Here is an 18,918-nt window from a genome sequence, read left to right on the forward strand (position 1 = left end):
TAATTCACCCACTCAAAAATAATAATTACTGATTTTCTTTAACACGTAGTACCTTCTCCTTTCCATTTAAATATACATCCCAATCATAGTCTTCAATTTTATAGAATCTACCTTCATCATTTCTTTCATATGCACATAAAGGTGGTTCCTCAAGAAAGTTTAAAATAGAATCATCCATATTCAAAACGACTCCAATTGGAATAATTTGAAAGTTTTTAGGATTATTGACATAGTCATCACTTTCATAGCCACTTAATATTGACCAACCAGAGTCACCTTCTTCTCTTGAACCCTCTTTAAGCATAAAGTTAAATTCTCTTTTTTCAAGTACATCATCACTAACAATTACCTTCGTATCAAAATAAAAATCCCAATCTTTTGAAGCTGGATCATTATATTCCGTATCACATATATTTTCAATTCCAAATGAAATTTTATCACCTATTTTTAAATCTAAACGATATGGCTCATTGATCAGTTCCCCTACAAACTTTTTCTCATTTCTTTCAGTGATTTCCACCCACATTCGTTCACCATGAAACCCATCTTCGTCTTCGATTTTAGTTACAAAAATTAACTTTACCAAATCTCCAACCTTTAATTTCTCCAAAACTTCTGAGCTAGGAAGATAGAATGTATAGGGCGCTTCTTTATTTATTTCATAAACATTATCTAAGTACCAAGTCATCTTTTTCTCTCCTTAAAAGCTTTTCACACTCATATTTTAAAAATAACACTATTTTTTCTTCCGGCAAACTACTACCATAGAATAGCAGTCTTCCCCTAACTCATTTCCTTCCCAATCATTATATATATGTAATAATTCAAAACCATTCACTACTAATAATCTTTCTAACTCCTGTGGATACGTATAGCGAAGATCAATCGTTGTTTTCAGTTCTTCTACTTGCATATCACCCTCATAAAATCTTCTTGTTGTTATGTAATGCTGTATTTGCTGAATTGAATCGTATGTCATTTCAGTATATAGATCGCATTTTCTTTCCTTTTCATCACTAATAGTTGTCCAATATTCTTCTGTAGATGGTTGTATTAATTCTTCTTTTGAAGGAAAACGTGTATCGAATATAAATATACCATTATCAGCTAACACATGATGAATAGATGTTAATAACTTATTTTGATCTGTATTCGTAAGAAAGTGTTGAAATCCATGACCAACCATAAATGCTAACAGAATTGTTTCTTCAATCTTTAATTGTAAACAGTCTTGTTGTAACCATTTTACTTTTTTACAATCCATAGATTTTCTCTTTGCTTCAGCAAGCATACCTTCATGTATATCTACACCAATCATTTGATATCCGTTTTCTATAAATGGAATTGTAACCCTTCCTGTTCCGCAGGCAATATCTAGAATCCATTCATTTTGTATATTTAGTTTTTGTGCCCATGATAGTAAGAACGGAAAATCTGACAGACTTTTATTTTCTATATCATATCGTTTTGGATTTTCGTATTCAGATAGACTCCATTTTGTTTGCAAACGTATTCCCCATCTCATATTTCCACTTAAGTTTAATATATAAATTATAACGAATTATTAGTTTTTTCTCTATAATCAAACATAATTACTTGGACTAATCTAACTTTCCTTTTCGTAAGCTAATAATAAGTGGAAGAATCGGAGTGTGATACGATGGAACGATTATGGATTCCAATGATTGTTACGTTTTTTTCATTTGGTGGATTACTATTAGGCGGTGCTGTCGGCATTGCTACGCGCCAACTAATTGAAGAAAAAATGCATCGTTTATATGCATTATGTGGCGGAATTTTGCTTGGCCTTTCATCCCTTGAAATTATTCCTGAAACATTTGCAAGMTATGAAATAATTGGGCCTATACTTGGTATAGCTATCGGTATTTTAGTTATGAGCTTATTAGATAACTATTGTCACCATCCAATGATACATAAAAAAGATCAACAAGCGTGGCAAACTTTCCTTTTTCTTTCTTTTGCTATATTTATTCATAATTTGCCAAGTGGATTTGCTTTAGGTACAGCTTTTATTAATCATGCTGAATCTGCAGTTCCTTTTTTAATAGCAATCGTTGTTCACCATATTCCTGAAGGATTAGCTTTAATTATCCCCTTTCTCTTTACAAAGCATAAATATATTTCATTTTTACTAACAACTTTATTACTTTCACTTATTCTCGGTACCGGTACTGTTTTTGGTATTTTGATGGAAGGAAAAGCTCTTCATCTACAAGGGCTCATTATGGGAAGTGCTATCGGTTCCCTTGGCTATGTTACAATTCATGAAATGCTTTGGAAAGCAAAGAGACAGCTCTCTTTCCTGACATTTTTAACATGGGCAACTAGTGGATTTTTACTAATAACAGTATTTACACTATTCGCTGGTCATCATTAAAGATAATAATATAATCATTTGTATATTTTTCCTTTTTCTCCAAAACATAATAGTATCTACCTAATTATAAGGAGGAAAAATTATGTTTGGGAAAACAGCGGGTGAAGCTCTAGTTGACCTTTTAATTGACTGGGGAGTAGAACATATATACGGAATGCCTGGAGATTCCATCAATTCTATAATTGAAGCTTTACGAAAAAAACAAGATAAAATCAAATTTATTCAAGTGCGCCATGAAGAAGCTGGTGCACTTGCAGCAGCTGCCTATGCGAAATTAACAGGGAAACTCGGCGTTTGTATGGCAATCGCAGGGCCCGGTGCTATTCATTTATTAAATGGTTTATATGATGCTAAACTCGATAAAGCCCCTGTTCTAGCAATTTCAGGTCAAGTAGAAACAGATTTACTCGGGACGGATTTTTTCCAAGAAGTAAACTTAGAAAGATTATTCGATGATGTTGCGGTATATAACCAGCGCATTATGTCAGCAGAACAGTTGCCTGCTGTCGTGAATCAAGCGATTCGAATGGCTTATACGAAAAAAGGTGTATCTGTTCTTACGATTCCAGATGATGTTCCGAAATTCGAAGTAAAAAGTGGTGCTCGTGTTACAAATACTTCTTTTACATTACCTGAATTATTTCCGCAAGAAGAAGATTTACATGCTGCAAAACTCGCAATAAATGAAGCGAAAAAGCCTGTAATTTTAGCTGGAAAAGGTGCGAAACATGCGAGAGACTCTTTACTTACTTTCGCAGAACACATCGGTGCTCCAATCGTACTTACATTACCAGCTAAAGGAATTATTCCTGATGAACATCCACTTTGTATCGGTGGATTAGGATTAATTGGAACGAAACCATCTTATGAAGCAATGAAACATGCGGATACTTTAATTATGATTGGTACATCCTATCCGTTCACAGGTTTCTTGCCCGAAAAAGCAAAAACAATTCATATCGATACTGATCCTGCCCAAATCGGAAAACGTTACGTAACAGATATTGGCTTAGCTGGTGATGCTGATAAAACATTAAAATGGTTAATTGAAAATGTAGAAAAACACGAGGACCATTCCTTCTTAGAGCATCATCAAGAAATGATGAAAAAGTGGGAAGAAAAATTACACAATCAAGAAGAAGATTCTTCTACTCCAATTAAACCACAACGCGTTATGCATGCACTGCAACAAGTAGCTCATGATGATGCAATATTATCAGTCGATGTCGGAAATGTAACAGTATGGACAGCAAGGCACTTTCGTATGACAAATCAGCAATTTATTATTTCTAGCTGGCTCGCAACACTTGGCTGCGGTTTACCTGGTGCACTTGCTGGAAAAATTGCTTTCCCGGATAAACAAGTATTTGCGGTTTGTGGTGACGGTGGTTTTGGAATGACAATGAACGATTTCGTAACAGCTGTTAAATATAAACTACCAATCGTTGTCGTCGTTTTAAACAATAATAAAATCGCCATGATTAAATTCGAACAAGAAGTTATGGGGAATATCGAATTTGGTACAGACTTAACAAACCCTGATTTTGCAAAATACGCAGAGGCGTGCGGAGGTATTGGATACCGTGTTGAGAATTTAGATGAACTACTTCCTGCTTTCGAAAGTGCGGTAAAACAAAATAGTCCGTGTATTATTGATGTAGTTGTAGATGTAAATGAAGCACCAATGCCAGCAAAAATCACCTTTGGTCAAGCCGCTGGTTATACGAAGCATATGATAAAAGAATTATTTGAAGAAGGTAAGATTGATTTACCACCACTTTAAACAAAAAAAGATAGCTGAAAACGATTTGTTTTATTTAGAACCAAGAAATAGGTATTTAGCATATGTATATCAATAATAGTTATATAATGTTGCACATTGTATAGACGAAAAAGAAGAGGATAGATAAAGCAGAAAGTATATGCATTATCTATCCTTTTTGTACTACATATGACCTCATTTACTAAAACAACATTTTTAGACCTTATTGAACTAACGCATGCGTTAGTTCAATAAGCATTTTTTCACAATCTTTACAGAAATGCTATCCTTTAGTTCAATGAGGAAAAACTGCCTTAATTGCAGCCCTTGCCTCTCCTTTTGTGCGTGGTGGGTGGTACTTCCATTTTACCAATGGATGGTTTCTTCTTGTTTTTCTTGACATAAAAAGGGGCCGTCCCAAAAGCCAATTTCCGATGGCTTTTGGGACGGCCCCTCTAACCCTTTAACTGAAAGAAAACCTGTTCAAAATTGCCTCAGTACTAAGTATGACAGTGTTAAGCTCATTCCCTCGGCTATCTTTTCCCCTTCTGAAATAGAGACTGCGTAAAAAATTTTTGCTGTTCACGCGAGCAATCACCTGACTGCGACTTCTCGGCAAATTGCAGCATTGCGCTAAGCCGCTAATCCAATCAGCGATTTCTTGATGTGGAAGTAACTCTTTGTCAATCATCGTATCCACGATGTTTACCAACCGCTCATCATCCTCATCGCTAAAAATGTGTCTACCATTATGAAGCATGCCAGAAATAGCGACAAGAACCTCACGCAGCATTGCGACGCTGCTCTCCTCGCACTGCACCAGCTCGACAAAAACATCCGCACCATGAGACGCGCTGTGAGCCCAGCCTCCTACTGAAATGTAACCTCGCAGATCCTTCTCCTCTTTATAATAACGGAGCATCGCATGTATTAATTGCTCAATTTCCGCTTGATTAAAAAATGGATTCTGTCTGTGACGTTGCACAATCAAAGCGATAGGTAAAGCAGAGAACGTCCTTGTAAAAACTGACTGATCATCCTCGCTACCAATACTATAGAACAAATGGTTCTCATCAGTCAGAACAGTTAAGAGGCTTCGTAACTCCTCTTCACTGAATCTATTCTCTTCTCTAATCCACATATAAAACATCGAATAAATCAGGTTATCCCGTAATTCTGGCTGAGGATCGCCAATATATTGAAGTAACAAAGGTAAGAAACCTTGATGCTGCTCACCTTCGCGTAACTGATACTCATCCTTCTCAATTCTTTGCAAATCCAGCATCAATTTAGTCCTTGTATCGCTCATTTCCCCATCTCCTTCAACATTAACATAATCTCCTCTATAACAACTTCTGGCTCATCATGATGAATATAATGTCCACTTCGACTAGCAATCCGGTACTTGCTTGACGTTGATAGCCATTGGAATTCTGCTTGGAGTCTTTGCTCAATTTCCAATATTTCTTGAGATGGCCATCCCTCTTCAACATTGTCAGGTAAACCTCTTGTAATAATTACAAGAGGGAGGTTACTTTGCTTTGAATGATCAACGATTTGCTTATAACTTTGTATTTTATCAATCTTCTCACTATTCAACATAGGATTCTCGTAATATTCCCTATTTCTTGCAAGCAGATTTTCGGGTAGAACCTTTTCATAGGCAAGTTCTTTATATTCCGGTGCAGCGTCAACCAAAATCATACCGCAGATGTTCAGTGGATAAAGGCTGGCATATAATCTAGCGACCAAACCACCAAAAGAATGTCCTACCAATATATAGGGCTTCTCCACTTCAAGCGCTAGCAACAATTCGTTTAGCTCCTCGACTAGATTATAGCAAGTCGTCGGGACGGATGCGACTTGACTCCTGCCAATACCCGACCTGTTATAGGAAAAGGTTGATGTTTCTTGCGATATTCGGTCTTGGACTTTTTTCCATGTCTCATAACTATCGCCTAACCCTGCTATGAAGATTACGCTTGGAATACTGTTACGTGAATATTTATTTAATAGTCTGTGGTTATCACATATATCAATTATCTTTTTATTTTGTATAGTTACTTTTAATCACCCAGTTCAATTATAGGATTTACACTATCGATATTTCCATAATAATTCGATTATTATTTCTTTTAAAACTTTACTGTTTTTTAACTTCAGCTATCTTTTTTATTTTTGTACCTCTCTATAGAAAGAAAAATCATTCACATTAGTTTGTATTCGTTTCTCTTCCTTTACTTCTTTATCCTTGCTCTTAAGTATTTTTATATTTCCTAGTTTAATCGCATCTTGCATACTATTACTAACTAGATTTCCCGCTAAAATCGTCATACTATAAAAAGCAATTGGTATAAGTACAATCCATGTATGTGTAGTTAAATGGCGGAAGTTTTGACCAATTAGGCCAGTCCATTCTTTTGTTACACTATCTGGATCCATTCCACTGAAGGTTATTGTTCCACCAAAAAATAATTGCAACAAACCAAGGTGTAAAAGAAGCAATAAAGTACTCACAAATTGTTGGGCTACTAATAAAAGAAATGGTGGTAACATATGCGGCCATATATGGCGCTTCAACCTCTGCCATTTACTCCCGCCGAGAACAGTAGCTGCCAACATAAATTCCTCTTTCTTAATACGTTTTACTTCTTGCGCTACATATAGCATAACTGTTGGTACAGCAAGAAATACAAGAACTATAATTTGAAATGCCACCCGCAAATACAACGGCACAACTTCCGCTCCACTGTCAAACGTTAAAACTTCATTTAACATAAAATAAGAAATCATGACCATTGGTACAATACTAAAAGGATCGAAAAATGATGAAATAACTGGAAAAGAACGTTTACCATACATACCAAGAAGTAAACCAACTCCCCCTCCAACTATAACTCGTAAAATCGCTATAATTATACTCGCTCCAACTGTCCATTTCGCGCCTTCTATTATTAATTGAACAATGTCGCGGCCTTTCACATCACTTCCAAACCAAAATTTACTTGATGGCGAAAATGGAGCTGCCTCTAGTTCTCCTTTTTCGTTATACATCATCGTAAGTTCGCGAATATTCCCATCAAAAAACACCGTATATCCAATACTAACAATCATTAGTACACTTAAAAAAGTAATACCTATCCAAAATCTCACATCTCTTTTTACAACTTGCCACATATTACACACGCTCCTTTATCACATTTTGCAAGAGTGTATGTAATATACGAAATAGTATAAAAAGCGGTACGTATAATATTACTAGACTCACTGTAAATATTTCTAATTTAGAATTTTCTTTTACAAAAACAAACATACCATATGTATTAAATATCCATTCAATAATATATAAATTGGAAAGCATAAATAATATATTTGTTTTCGCATAATAAATTGTCGTCAATAAAACATTTCTTGAAATATGATGTGTCAAAATATGCTGTAAGCTTAATCCTTTACTCTTGGCAAACAAACTATAATCTTTCTCTAACTCTTCTTTAAATCGTAATAACAACAGTTTAATAAATAATAATGTTGTTGGTATTGTAAGACATATAATCGGTAACAAACGTATCCTTTCTTCCCCTAATCCAGCTAGTTTGACCGGCATAAATCCTGTTTTTTGAAAAAGAATTACGACAAGAAGTTGTGATAATAAAATAAGTAATATATCTGGTATACTCTCAAGCGTAAGAAAAATCCCGTTCCACATTTTCTGTTTCATATGAGAACGTTGCAATACCCAAACGACAAGTACATACGCTATAAGCAAAGATAGTAAAAACGCTGATAGAAATACAATCATCGTTTCAATATAATGAATCCATATTTGTGGAAATAATTTTCTTGAGTCCCGAAATCCATATGTAATTTCACCTGGTTGAAGTAACTTTCCTCCAAGAAATACAATCGTGTTCCAAAAACCGATTAAATCCATTTGCAATCCCTTAAATAAACGTGGCAGCGCACCTAAGCAGATTATACATAAAATAGCAGCTACTAGTTGTAAACAAGTAATCCCACACCATTTAACAATTCGCATCAACATAACGATTTCTCCTTACTATCCGATAGAATATTCAGAAATCAAAACCAGATATATTACATCTCTTCAGCTATACCTTGCACTCGTTTCTTTCCACTAGGTAAAATGGCTCGATATAAACACGTAACAAAAAATAATAAACCAAATAAAATAATAAACAACGTATCTGCACGAATCCATTTCGGGAACAACATCGCTATCGCACCGAGAGATAACAGCTGGAATCCTGTCGTTAATGGACTAAGTAAACTTTGAACGCGTCCCATGAATGACTCTTCTACAATTTCATACATCCAGCCCATTATTGCAACATTAATAAATGGTAAAAAGAAAGTCGCAAAAGCGATACATACATAAAAAGACCATACGTGATTTACAAAGTAACACATACCGAAAAAGACTCCTGAGCCCGCCATACCAAATACAATAATAGGCTTAGGTGCATATTTCTTACCTATACTTGTTGCTACTATACTTCCAATTAATAATGAAATCCCTCCAACTACACCGCCCACCATCGCTAAACTTTCATACGTTGCTGGTGCTAATTTATATTTTAATATGTAAGTAGTGGATACGCTTAAAATACCATTTAATAGTCCAAATACGATAAATCCTAAAAGTAATTTTTTTAAAGTGTCATTTTGATATATATACTTGATCCCTTCTTGAAACTCTGTTATTAACATCTTCAAATTAACTTCTTTCCACTTTGTTCTACCATTTGGCAAACGAACTTTTTCTGGAATGGAGATCGTTTGAATCAAAATACCACTCATAATAAATGTGAGCGTATTTACTAAAATGCTCCCGTAAATTCCAAAAGTCCAGTACACCATCGTTGCAATTCCTACCCCAAACAAAGCATACAAACTATTTACCATTTGATTCATACCTGCTGCTGCACCGTATTGGTCTGATTCAACTACTCCTTGTATCATCGACTGTTCTGATGGAGAGAAAAATTGTATACATGCATTTTCCAAAAATAAAAATATAAAGACGAGTATAATCATTCCGTAATAAAGCGAAATTAGAATTCCGATATTACAGAGCGAACAACATATGTTGCTTACCGTACAAATACGTTGTCTATCAAAACGATCCACTACTGTCCCTACTAATAGAAAAAAGATTAATGCGGGTAATGCCATCATAATTTGTGTCATCGTTGCGTAAACTGGTTGTTTTCCGTACTGGTCTAACAAATAAAACATTAAAGAAATTCCAGCAATCATAGAACCGAGTCGCTCTAAAATATTTGCTAGAAAAAAACGGGCATACACTTTGTTGCGAAATAACTGTAGCATTTCTTTCATACTTCTAACCCTTTCTCTCGACAAAATTTTATTTTTTCAGTCATTTCTTGGAAGTTATATTATATTTTTCGACCATTATCCAATCTTTTCCTTCTGTATAGAGAACAATATAAAAAAGACTCTTGTTTTTTATCAAGAGTCTTTTTATTTAACTTCGCTTCAGTTAATACTATGCATCTAAATATCTTTATACGTCTCGCTAACTATTATAATTTTCTAAAGTTCGGATACACTTTATTTATTTTACGAATGTATCGCACATCCAATTATAAAATTTTTCTTCCTCCTCAAATTGTGGATAATGAGCTGACTTCTCAAAAGTAATAAATTCTTTTTGACCTGCTTCAATCGTATCAAAATATGTTTTTGCTGCATGATATGAAGTGTTATAGTCATATTTCCCCATAAGGAAATAAAGCGGTAGCTTCATTTTAGTCACCTTAGTAGGCAATGGATTCTTTAAATCCTTTTCTAATAAGACAGTTTGAGAATGTGATAATCCAACGTTATAACGAATTACGTCTAACAAGTTATATTCATTACTGAGTAACATTCCGATGTTATCACCATCTGGATTTTCAATGAGTCTTGATGTTCCACCATATTTCGCAACATAATTTCTCGGAGTGTATGTATCGCCATTTTTAATTTTTTCAGTCAACCCATTTAAATAGGACACCTCATCTGTATTCCCAGCTTTTTGTGCCTGTTCAACCACATATTTTAAACTATCGATTTCACTTTCTACTGTATCACTCATTTGCCCGATGCCAACATATGCTTCAAATTTTTCCGGGGCTTTATTGGCAGCTTGCATTCCGATATATGTACCGTAAGAATGACCAACCAATATTATTTTTTCTCGACCAAGACGGTTTGAAATATAATCTGTCATAGCTAATAAGTCTTCTACAAGAAGATCTGATATAAGGTTCGAATAGTCTTCAAAGAAATGATACGACTTCCCGCTCGCTCTTTGATCGTAATTAACAACTGTGAATTTCTCTTCCAATAAGTTTTGGTATTTTTGAGCATATGGTATTTCTGAAGTTCCTGGTCCACCATGTACAAAAATAATAACTGGATTGTTCCTATCTTTGCCGCGTATCATAATTTCATGACCACTGCCATTTATCTCTACTTGCTCTAATATGTTTATACTGTTCTTCCCCTTTATTTGCGAAGTCCATGTAGGAAATATTAGTGCTACGATTAATAATAGTGTAGTGATGGCACCAATAAGTTTTATTAATTTTTTTATCTTCTTCATAAGTAGTCTCCTTTCTTTTAAATTTATAAAAACATCAATTTAATTCTGTAAAACTCCCTCAAAATAATATGAATATATAACAATTTCTCTCTCTAATTTCATCTTGCTCGTTTGCACATTTTTAATATCCCATACACTTCTTAACTTTCCCCTATATAAACTCTTAATATTTTCTTAATTTTCAATATAAATTTTATAGAAAGACTCGGTCACAATGTATTAAAAATAAAGAAAAAAGCCCTTGTTTTCAAAACAAAGACTTTTTTCCTTTAACTATTTCGCTACCTCTTCTTTCGGCATTACCATACCTTTGTAAAGTTGAACAGTTATCCAGTAATAGATGAAATAAATGACTAAGAAAATCCCTATCGGCACCCACACTTTTACAAACGGGTCAACTAATATGAAGCTAAATAAGTTTAGCCCTACTAACACGTGGGAAATCCCAATGATTGCCGGGAAGATAAATAAATATGAAATTTCTTTATATATACTTTTCGTTAACATACTACGTCTCACACCAATTTTTCGTAACATTTCATAACGTCGTACGTCACGAGAAGCACCTGTTAATATTTTGAACATAAGAGAACTTGCCATCATTGCTAAAAAGGCAATTCCGAGGAAAAATCCCATAAACATTGTTCCACTCATGAAACTGTTCATAAACTGATAAATTGTCATTTTCGTAAATAAGTCTACTTTTGCACCTGTTGTTTTTTCAATTTGTTCTTTTTGTCTCTTGTCTATTTCAATTAACAACGGTTTATATTTTTTCATATCATCTACTTTTGCTAATGTTACACTATGTTCCGTTCCTTGAACTGCTTTGTAGTGTTCTTCATCTGCAATCCTTACAGGTTTTCCGTTAAATTGATTATGTGTAATTTGTATTTCTCTTACAACCGCATCTTCCCAATCCCTTGGCATACGAGGAAGTTTATTGGCTGCTTCAGGAGCTTCCAAAGCAGAATAAACAGGTTCAGTTAAAGGTTCAGCCACACGTTTACGAGCAGGTTCTTTTAAAGTTTTTGTATCAAAGTGGTCTGAAACAAGTGGTGGTTTCTCAGTTAAGTCGTTACGTAAATAATAAACCGCTTCTCCATCTACTTTATACTTATACTTGCTTTCTTCCACAATTTCCATTTCTTTTAAGGCTGCTTTATCTTGATTATTTGGATCATGAATTACGACATCATATACACGAGAGAAGTCTGTCATAATACCTACATTTTTTTGGAACGCCATCCCTGCCGTCATCGCACCTGCACCTAATGCAATTAACATCGCTACGGTACCTAATACTCTCGATAAACTATTTACTCGAAAGCGTAGCTGTGCATATGTAAAACTATTTAAGCCCGTTTCATTTCGTTTTTTATTCCCTTTAATTTTCATCACAAAAAATGGAAGCAATGAACTAAAGATAAAATATGTTCCGAGTGTTGTAACGATTGTCGCTATTATAAAACCAAGTTCAGCAAACATTTTTATATTTACCATAAAATAATATCCTGTACTTACTAGTAATACACCAAGTACAGTCATTATAATAATGCGAGTTTTACTTTTCTTCACTTCATCTAGTGTTTCATCTTCACGTATTAATTCTAATTCTGTTTTACGTAATAAACGGATGCTATTCATTAAACCAGTAATAAAAAATAGTATTAAGAAGAAAATAGCTGTAACTAAGATTGCTGGTGTATATACAGATGAATAACTACCTTTTGTTGAAATTTCCATACCATTCATTAAAAAGTTTCCTGCTACACTTGCAAGTAACATCCCTACTAAGATCCCGATAATAATACTGACAATACCCATACCGAATGTTTCAATAAATAATAACTGTGCTACTTTTTTCTTTTTCGCACCGAGCATCATGTACATACCGAGTTCTTTTCTTCTTAATGTGAGTAAGAAAGAATTGGCATATATAATATAAAATACAGTAATGAAAGATAATAGTATGGCACCTACCCAAAATACGAGTCTAATACTACCAATAAGACTATTATCCTTCGTAAATTCACTATTCATCGCCATCGTTTGGAACATGTAGAAAATACTAATACTAATAACGAGACCAATAAGTAAAACCATATAATCTTTTAACATCTTTTTCATACTATGACGTGATAATTTGAATAACATAGTCTCGCCCCCTACTTAGACTCAGCAGCTGAGCCCATATGAGCGAGCACGCCTAAAATGTCTTGATAGAAATTTTCTCGCGTTCCTTGACGTTTTAACTCTTTATAAAGAAGACCGTCTTGAATAAATAAAATACGTTCACAATAACTCGCGCTAAATGCATCGTGTGTAACCATCAAAATACTTACATTGTGATTTTCATGTAAATCTTGCATCGCTTCTAATAAGCTTTTTGCATTTTTACTATCAAGCGCACCTGTCGGTTCATCTGCTAATACGATTGCTGGATTATGTACTAAAGCTCGTGCTGCCGCCGTTCTTTGCTTTTGTCCACCAGAAACAGCAGTTGGATATTTCGTTAAAATTTCAGTAATCCCTAATTTCTTTGCAACCTCATTTACCTTCCCCGTAATCTCACTTGAAGGTACGCCTTGCAGAGAAAGTGGTAAAGCGATATTTTCATAAATTGATAAGTTTTCTAGTAAGTTAAAATCTTGAAAAATGAATCCTAATTTTTGAGATCGAAAATCAGATAATGCATTCCCCTTCATAGAAGTAATATTTGTACCAGCTATTGTCACACTGCCACCCGTTGCTTGATCCAATGTACTAATCACATTAAGTAAAGTCGTTTTTCCAGATCCAGAAGGACCCATAATCCCGACGAATTCCCCTTCTTTAATACTTAATGACACACCCCTTAACGCTTTTGACTGATTCTCATTTCTTTTCCCATACGTTTTTTCTACACGTTCTACAGTAACTACATTTGTTGACATCTCTTTCACTCCATCCCTTTTGTATAAAATTAATTTCTCACATATTTCTTATCTTTTTCTCATGTAAATCCTTAATAATTTTTAAACTTTTCAATCAGAAAGGATTACACGAGTTACGTAAACCTTTTTCCTATTCCATATTCTCACTTTTCTAAAACTCGTTCCTTCGATTTCGCTTACATTTACCTTACATTTTTGTAAGGTAAAAAATATTACAGACCATTTCATAAGGTGGATTCATTTGTAATGAGCAAGTTTTTTATTTTTATCAAAATTAATAGGATACATAAATAACAATAATAATAAGTTAAAAAACAATATAATTTTATTTTAAAACGATAAATTATATGATAAAATCATGTTGTCATTAAATAAACGAGGTGCTTTTTATGAAACAAGTTACAACACTCTTTTTAAAACTAGCTATTGTTTTTATAGGTATAGTAGTACTTGCATTGTGCATATTTTTAGTTCCTAAAATCGGGAATTTCGCTGGAGAATTGTATCCAGCTATTGCTTATATGAAATCTCTCGTTTTAATCGATATGTACGTAGCGACGATACCTTTTTACTTCGCTCTGTATCAAGTTTTTAAACTTTTAAGTTATATTGATAAGAACAAAGCGTTCTCGGTATTATCAGTAAAGGCTTTAAAAAATATAAAATACTGTGCCCTCACTATCGGTACCATATACATACTAGGTATGCCACTTTACTATCTTATGGCAAAAAAAATTGATCCTCCAAGTTTTATACCAATTGGATTGATCATTATTTTCTCCTCTATCGTGATTGCTGTTTTTGCTGCAGTTCTCCAAAAGCTCTTACAAGAAGCCATTAATATAAAATCAGAAAATGATTTAACGGTATGAAGTGAAGTATATGGCAATAAATGATGAAGGGATAGCGATTAAGCTATCCCTTCATCATTTATTATGGTTCTTTAATGAGTTTAAATTCAGTAATACATGTTAATGGTGTATTTTATTATCAATCTCTATTTCTTATTTCCTCTTTTATACTCTCCACAAACCCATTTAGTTCAATAACTTCTGACTGGTCTTCACCGTATTTACGTACATTTACAGATCCGTTCTCCATTTCCTTATCCCCAATAACAAGAACATAAGGAACTTTTTGCATTTGTGCTTCTCTTATTTTATATCCTAACTTTTCATCTCGTACATCTCTTTCAACACGAATGCCAGCTTGTGCTAATTTATCCGCAATCTCATCTGCGTATTGTACATGGACTGCATTCGAAACTGGAATGACCTTCACTTGAACCGGTGCCACCCATGCCGGGAACGCGCCTCCAAAGTGCTCAATTAATATCGCTAAGAAACGGTCTAAAGATCCTAAAACTGCTCTGTGAATGACAACTGGTCTTCTCTTTTCATTCTTCTCATCTATATAATTTAAATCAAACTTCTCTGGCATTTGGAAATCTAGTTGGATTGTCCCGCACTGATGACTTCTATTTAAAGCGTCTTTAATATGGAAGTCGATTTTCGGTCCATAAAATGCACCGTCACCTTCATTTAGTCTATATTTATAATTCAATGAATGTAATACATTTTCTAATGCCTCTTCTGCTTGCTCCCACAACTTATCATCACCCATTGAATCTTCTGGACGAGTAGAAAGCTCTACTTCATATTCGAATCCAAAAGTTTTATAAACGTAATCAATTTGCGCCATTACAGATTTAATTTCATCTTCAATTTGTTCTGGAGTTACAAATAAATGAGCATCATCTTGGCAGAATGTACGTACTCTTAATAATCCATTTAATGCCCCGCTAAATTCGTGTCGGTGTACTTGACCGAACTCACACATACGAATTGGCAATTCGCGATAAGAGTGTAATTTATTTTTGAACATTAACATATGTCCTGGGCAGTTCATTGGTTTTAATGCGAAACTTTTATTGTCTACTTCAGAGAAATACATGTTGTCTTTGTAATGTCCCCAGTGTCCTGATTTCTCCCATAATTCTTGGTTCATCATAAACGGAGTACGTACTTCTTGATACTTATACTCTTTTTGAATTTCTCTTAAAAATGCTTCTAATTCATTACGAATAATTTGTCCTTTCGGTAAATAAAATGGCATTCCCGGAGCCTCTTCAGAAAACATAAATAACTCCAGCTCACTACCTAATTTACGATGATTTCTTTTTGCTGCTTCTTCAACGAAATGTAAATAACCTTCTAATTCTTTTTGAGAAGAGAACGCAACACCATATATACGCTGAAGCACTTGATTGTTACTATCACCTCGCCAATATGCACCAGAAACGTGAGTTAATTGGAAGGCTTTCAAATAGCCTGTTGACGGTAAATGAGGTCCTCTACATAAGTCTACAAATTCACCTTGTTTATAGAGTGTTACACTTTCCCCACTAGGAATTGCTTCTAACAATTCTAATTTCAGGTGATCATTCATTTCTTGAAACAGTTTTTTTGCCTCTTCTCGTGAAACCTCAACTCGCTCTATTTTTATATTTTCATTTATAATTTTTTTCATTTCTTTTTCGATTTCCGGCAAATCTTCTACGTTTACACTACTCGGAAGATCCATATCATAATAAAATCCATTTTCAATAACAGGTCCTACACCAAGGTTTACATTACCATGCATTCTCTTTACAGCTTGCGCTAAAATATGTGCCGCAGAGTGTCTTGCAATTTCTACCCCTTCATTTGAATCTATAGTAACGATTTCTACTTCCGCATTTTCTTCAATATTTCGGCGTAAATCATATAACTGATCATTTACTTTCCCTGCGACTGCTTTCTTTTTTAAACTACTGCTAATGGATCCCGCAATTTCTTCTAAAGTAATTCCTTTTACAAATTCTTTAACGCTTCCATCCGGAAATTTCATTTCAATCATCTGTTCTTTCATTTTTCATCTCTCCATTTCATAATAAAAAGCACACTCATCCCTAAAATAGGGACGAGCGTGCTTTTACCCGTGGTTCCACCCAGATTCCCATCACAAAAAACATAATGGCTTCTTTTACGGTAACGTCGTTTACACGGCACTAGATACTTAATTTCCCCAGTACAGCTCTAAGGTGGTAAGTTATTTTTCTGCGTTAGGAAGTTCTCAGCTTTCCTTCCTTCTCTGTATAACCGGATAAAATAACTCGTGTCCTTTTCTTCGCTTATTATGAAATTGAATACAAAAAAGCATATTCATCCCTAAAATAGGGACGAATATGCTTATATCCGTGGTTCCACCCAGATTCCCATCACAAAAAACATAATGGCTTCTTTTGCGATAACGTCGCTTACACGGCACTAGATACTTAGTTTCCCCAGTGCAGCTCTAAGGTGGTAAGTTATTTTTCTGCGTTAGGAAGTTCTCAGCTTTCCTTCCTTCTCTGTATAACCGGATAAAATAACTCGTGTCCTTTTCTTTGCTTTTAAAAGTACATCCATTAATTGTTATTTACTATATCTTATTCATTTTATTTTTGCAAGTGTTTAAAAATGATTTTTTATTTAATAAAAAAAGAAACCAAAAATAGATTTTTGGTTTCCTCTTTTCAATTTTACCAATCTTGTGGTTCGTAATTTAAGTCTGAAAATAGACGTCGTTTCTCTTTCTTCGATAAATCTCTCCACTGTCCAACAGGTAAATTATTTAATTCTATATTCATAATTCTTGTACGCTTTAAAGTGTATACTTGATAACCTAAAGCTTCACACATACGACGAATTTGACGATTCAACCCTTGAGTTAAAATAATTTGGAATTCATATTTTGATAACTGTGTTACCTCACAAGGAAGCGTTTTCGTTCCTAAAATTTTCACACCAGCTGCCATTTTCTCTAGAAAATCAGGTGTAATTGGCTTATCTACTGAAACGATATATTCTTTTTCATGTTTGTTTTCAGCACGTAAAATTTCATTTACAATATCACCATCATTCGTTAATAAAATTAAACCGTCTGAGTCTTTATCAAGACGTCCAATGTGACTAATTCGTAATGGATGATTCACTAAATCGATAATATTACCTTTTACAGCTTTTTCACTCGTACATGTAATACCTACTGGTTTATTTAAAGCGATATATACGTGATCTCGAGCAATACGAAGTTGCTCTCCATTTACACGTACATCATCACCTGGATTTACTTGGTCACCAATTTTTGCAACCTTACCGTTAATAATTACTCTTCTCTCATTAATTAGTTTATCTGCTCCACGTCGAGACGCTTTTCCAGCTTCACTAATAAATTTATTGATACGCAAATTAGGCACATCCTTTTCAAAAAAATTCAAGCTCACACTGCTTCTACCGTACAATACAAAAGGGTAAGCCTTCTATTATAACTTAAATATATTAACATGAAAGGGTATATAACGTCTTCTATTAATTACTCGTTTATAAGAAAATATCTTTATTATACATTCATTTATGCACGTTTTGTACACTTAATATACAAGCCACTCTTCCTTACATACAGCTTGTTTACTTCTTATATCTTTTAAATCATCATGAATATTAGCTAGTTTATACAACTCTGGGAAAATCTCTTCTACATAATTTTGATGCGCCATTTCATCTTTCCAATAAGTTAACACTATGTAACAATTTTCATTTTTTAAAGACTTTCCAACAACTCCACCTAACATCCCTTTTGCATTTTCCATCCCTTTATTCCAAATTGTTTCTTGTTTATGTAAAAACTGCTTTTTTCTTTGTTGTTTTACATCACAAATTGCAACTCGTACAAAAGATCCTGCTGTAATTACATCGTTCAAATGCGTATCAGTTATATCATACAACGGTTGAAATAATTCAATTTCACATGAAAGAAACGTATCCTCTTGATTACTATTTAAATAAATGGTATCGTGTGCACTATTCATAAATGATTGATAAGCCCTTCTATCTTCCCATAAAGTGAATACACATGCCTCATCTTCATTCCATCCACCAAATTGTCCGTGAAATCCATCTAGATGCTGTATAGCTTGCCATTTTTCTTGTGCTTTTGAAAATAACTCTTTTTTCTCTTCTTCCACCTTACAGTAGATTGTTTTTAGTAACATTTTTAACTCCCCCTTAGGATATAATTTACCTTCCACTTATAATTTTCAGTTTACATAATATTTTTATAATCTCCTCATTACTCTTTATGTGCATATAGAACTAATCATATTTATCAC

General features: G+C 34.1%; 16 protein-coding genes and 2 other annotated features. Of the genes, 3 read left to right on the forward strand and 13 right to left on the reverse strand.

Annotated elements, in window-relative coordinates; translation table 11 throughout:
• Positions 1-25: 25 nt before the first annotated feature.
• On the reverse strand, positions 26-688 hold the full coding sequence (locus AC1DMU_RS19085; RefSeq protein WP_088063320.1) for an immunity protein Imm33 domain-containing protein: 663 nt from the start codon (positions 686-688) through the stop codon (positions 26-28).
• 48 nt (positions 689-736) lie between these two features.
• Positions 737-1,525 (reverse strand): class I SAM-dependent DNA methyltransferase, encoded by a 789-nt coding sequence (locus AC1DMU_RS19090; RefSeq protein ID WP_088063319.1) that lies wholly within the window; start codon positions 1,523-1,525, stop codon positions 737-739.
• A gap of 135 nt (positions 1,526-1,660) precedes the next feature.
• Between AC1DMU_RS19090 and AC1DMU_RS19095 the strand changes: the two genes are divergently transcribed.
• Together AC1DMU_RS19095 and AC1DMU_RS19100 are read left to right on the forward strand one after the other, a co-directional pair.
• Positions 1,661-2,398, forward strand: coding sequence for a ZIP family metal transporter (locus AC1DMU_RS19095; protein ID WP_476941546.1), 738 nt, complete (start codon positions 1,661-1,663; stop codon positions 2,396-2,398).
• A gap of 82 nt (positions 2,399-2,480) precedes the next feature.
• Entirely contained in the window at positions 2,481-4,181 is a 1,701-nt protein-coding gene (locus tag AC1DMU_RS19100; RefSeq protein WP_088063317.1) for a pyruvate oxidase, read from the forward strand.
• Between the two features lie 442 nt (positions 4,182-4,623).
• Here the strand turns inward: AC1DMU_RS19100 and AC1DMU_RS19105 are convergent, their stop codons facing one another.
• From AC1DMU_RS19105 to AC1DMU_RS19140, 8 genes are all read right to left on the reverse strand, one after another.
• Positions 4,624-5,469: a DUF2785 domain-containing protein gene (locus AC1DMU_RS19105; protein WP_088063316.1), complete on the reverse strand. Its 846-nt coding sequence runs from the start codon at positions 5,467-5,469 to the stop codon at positions 4,624-4,626.
• Entirely contained in the window at positions 5,466-6,218 is a 753-nt protein-coding gene (locus AC1DMU_RS19110) for an alpha/beta fold hydrolase (protein ID WP_316245556.1), read from the reverse strand. The genes AC1DMU_RS19105 and AC1DMU_RS19110 overlap by 4 nt, the downstream gene beginning before the upstream one ends.
• A 114-nt stretch (positions 6,219-6,332) precedes the next feature.
• Complete coding sequence (locus tag AC1DMU_RS19115) at positions 6,333-7,337, reverse strand: ABC transporter permease subunit (protein ID WP_088063314.1); 1,005 nt, start codon at positions 7,335-7,337, stop codon at positions 6,333-6,335.
• A 1-nt stretch (position 7,338) separates the two neighbouring features.
• The gene (locus AC1DMU_RS19120) at positions 7,339-8,205 is read right to left on the reverse strand and encodes an ABC transporter permease subunit (protein WP_060488707.1); all 867 of its coding nucleotides are present in this window, start codon (positions 8,203-8,205) and stop codon (positions 7,339-7,341) included.
• Positions 8,206-8,258: 53 nt separating this feature from the next.
• Positions 8,259-9,545, reverse strand: a complete 1,287-nt coding sequence (locus tag AC1DMU_RS19125; RefSeq protein ID WP_088063313.1) for an MFS transporter — start codon at positions 9,543-9,545, stop codon at positions 8,259-8,261.
• Between the two features lie 214 nt (positions 9,546-9,759).
• A complete protein-coding gene (locus AC1DMU_RS19130) occupies positions 9,760-10,791 on the reverse strand; it encodes an alpha/beta hydrolase (protein WP_088063312.1) in 1,032 nt (343 codons plus the stop codon).
• A gap of 273 nt (positions 10,792-11,064) precedes the next feature.
• Positions 11,065-12,948 carry an FtsX-like permease family protein gene (locus AC1DMU_RS19135; protein ID WP_088063311.1) on the reverse strand — a complete coding sequence of 628 codons (1,884 nt, stop codon included), beginning with the start codon at positions 12,946-12,948 and terminating at the stop codon, positions 11,065-11,067.
• Positions 12,949-12,959: 11 nt separating this feature from the next.
• On the reverse strand, positions 12,960-13,727 hold the full coding sequence (locus AC1DMU_RS19140; protein WP_000106412.1) for an ABC transporter ATP-binding protein: 768 nt from the start codon (positions 13,725-13,727) through the stop codon (positions 12,960-12,962).
• 389 nt (positions 13,728-14,116) lie between these two features.
• On the opposite strand from AC1DMU_RS19140, the gene AC1DMU_RS19145 reads away from it, so the two are divergent.
• Positions 14,117-14,599, forward strand: a complete 483-nt coding sequence (locus AC1DMU_RS19145; RefSeq protein ID WP_046959368.1) for a DUF2975 domain-containing protein — start codon at positions 14,117-14,119, stop codon at positions 14,597-14,599.
• A 118-nt stretch (positions 14,600-14,717) separates the two neighbouring features.
• Here the strand turns inward: AC1DMU_RS19145 and thrS are convergent, their stop codons facing one another.
• From thrS to AC1DMU_RS19160, 3 genes are all read right to left on the reverse strand, one after another.
• On the reverse strand, positions 14,718-16,637 hold the full coding sequence (thrS, locus tag AC1DMU_RS19150; RefSeq protein ID WP_088063310.1) for a threonine--tRNA ligase: 1,920 nt from the start codon (positions 16,635-16,637) through the stop codon (positions 14,718-14,720).
• Between the two features lie 44 nt (positions 16,638-16,681).
• Positions 16,682-16,905 (reverse strand) — a binding site (T-box leader).
• Positions 16,906-16,940: 35 nt separating this feature from the next.
• Positions 16,941-17,164 (reverse strand) — a binding site (T-box leader).
• Positions 17,165-17,289: 125 nt separating this feature from the next.
• Entirely contained in the window at positions 17,290-17,997 is a 708-nt protein-coding gene (gene rluF / locus AC1DMU_RS19155; protein WP_001222161.1) for a 23S rRNA pseudouridine(2604) synthase RluF, read from the reverse strand.
• A 183-nt stretch (positions 17,998-18,180) separates the two neighbouring features.
• Positions 18,181-18,801: a YdbC family protein gene (locus tag AC1DMU_RS19160; protein ID WP_088063309.1), complete on the reverse strand. Its 621-nt coding sequence runs from the start codon at positions 18,799-18,801 to the stop codon at positions 18,181-18,183.
• Positions 18,802-18,918: the final 117 nt, after the last annotated feature.

The sequence above is a fragment of the Bacillus sp. 01N45 genome (assembly GCF_056399205.1).

Bases quoted from the DNA above. Each gene is read 5' to 3' on its own strand.
- AC1DMU_RS19085 (WP_088063320.1), bottom strand. From the start codon at position 688: ATGACTTGGTACTTAGATAATGTTTATGAAATAAATAAAGAAGCGCCC.
- AC1DMU_RS19090 (WP_088063319.1), bottom strand. From the start codon at position 1,525: ATGAGATGGGGAATACGTTTGCAAACAAAATGGAGTCTATCTGAATAC.
- AC1DMU_RS19100 (WP_088063317.1), top strand. From the start codon at position 2,481: ATGTTTGGGAAAACAGCGGGTGAAGCTCTAGTTGACCTTTTAATTGAC.
- AC1DMU_RS19105 (WP_088063316.1), bottom strand. From the start codon at position 5,469: ATGAGCGATACAAGGACTAAATTGATGCTGGATTTGCAAAGAATTGAG.
- AC1DMU_RS19115 (WP_088063314.1), bottom strand. From the start codon at position 7,337: ATGTGGCAAGTTGTAAAAAGAGATGTGAGATTTTGGATAGGTATTACT.
- AC1DMU_RS19120 (WP_060488707.1), bottom strand. From the start codon at position 8,205: ATGTTGATGCGAATTGTTAAATGGTGTGGGATTACTTGTTTACAACTA.
- AC1DMU_RS19130 (WP_088063312.1), bottom strand. From the start codon at position 10,791: ATGAAGAAGATAAAAAAATTAATAAAACTTATTGGTGCCATCACTACA.
- AC1DMU_RS19135 (WP_088063311.1), bottom strand. From the start codon at position 12,948: ATGTTATTCAAATTATCACGTCATAGTATGAAAAAGATGTTAAAAGAT.
- AC1DMU_RS19140 (WP_000106412.1), bottom strand. From the start codon at position 13,727: ATGTCAACAAATGTAGTTACTGTAGAACGTGTAGAAAAAACGTATGGG.
- AC1DMU_RS19145 (WP_046959368.1), top strand. From the start codon at position 14,117: ATGAAACAAGTTACAACACTCTTTTTAAAACTAGCTATTGTTTTTATA.
- thrS (WP_088063310.1), bottom strand. From the start codon at position 16,637: ATGAAAGAACAGATGATTGAAATGAAATTTCCGGATGGAAGCGTTAAA.
- AC1DMU_RS19160 (WP_088063309.1), bottom strand. From the start codon at position 18,801: ATGTTACTAAAAACAATCTACTGTAAGGTGGAAGAAGAGAAAAAAGAG.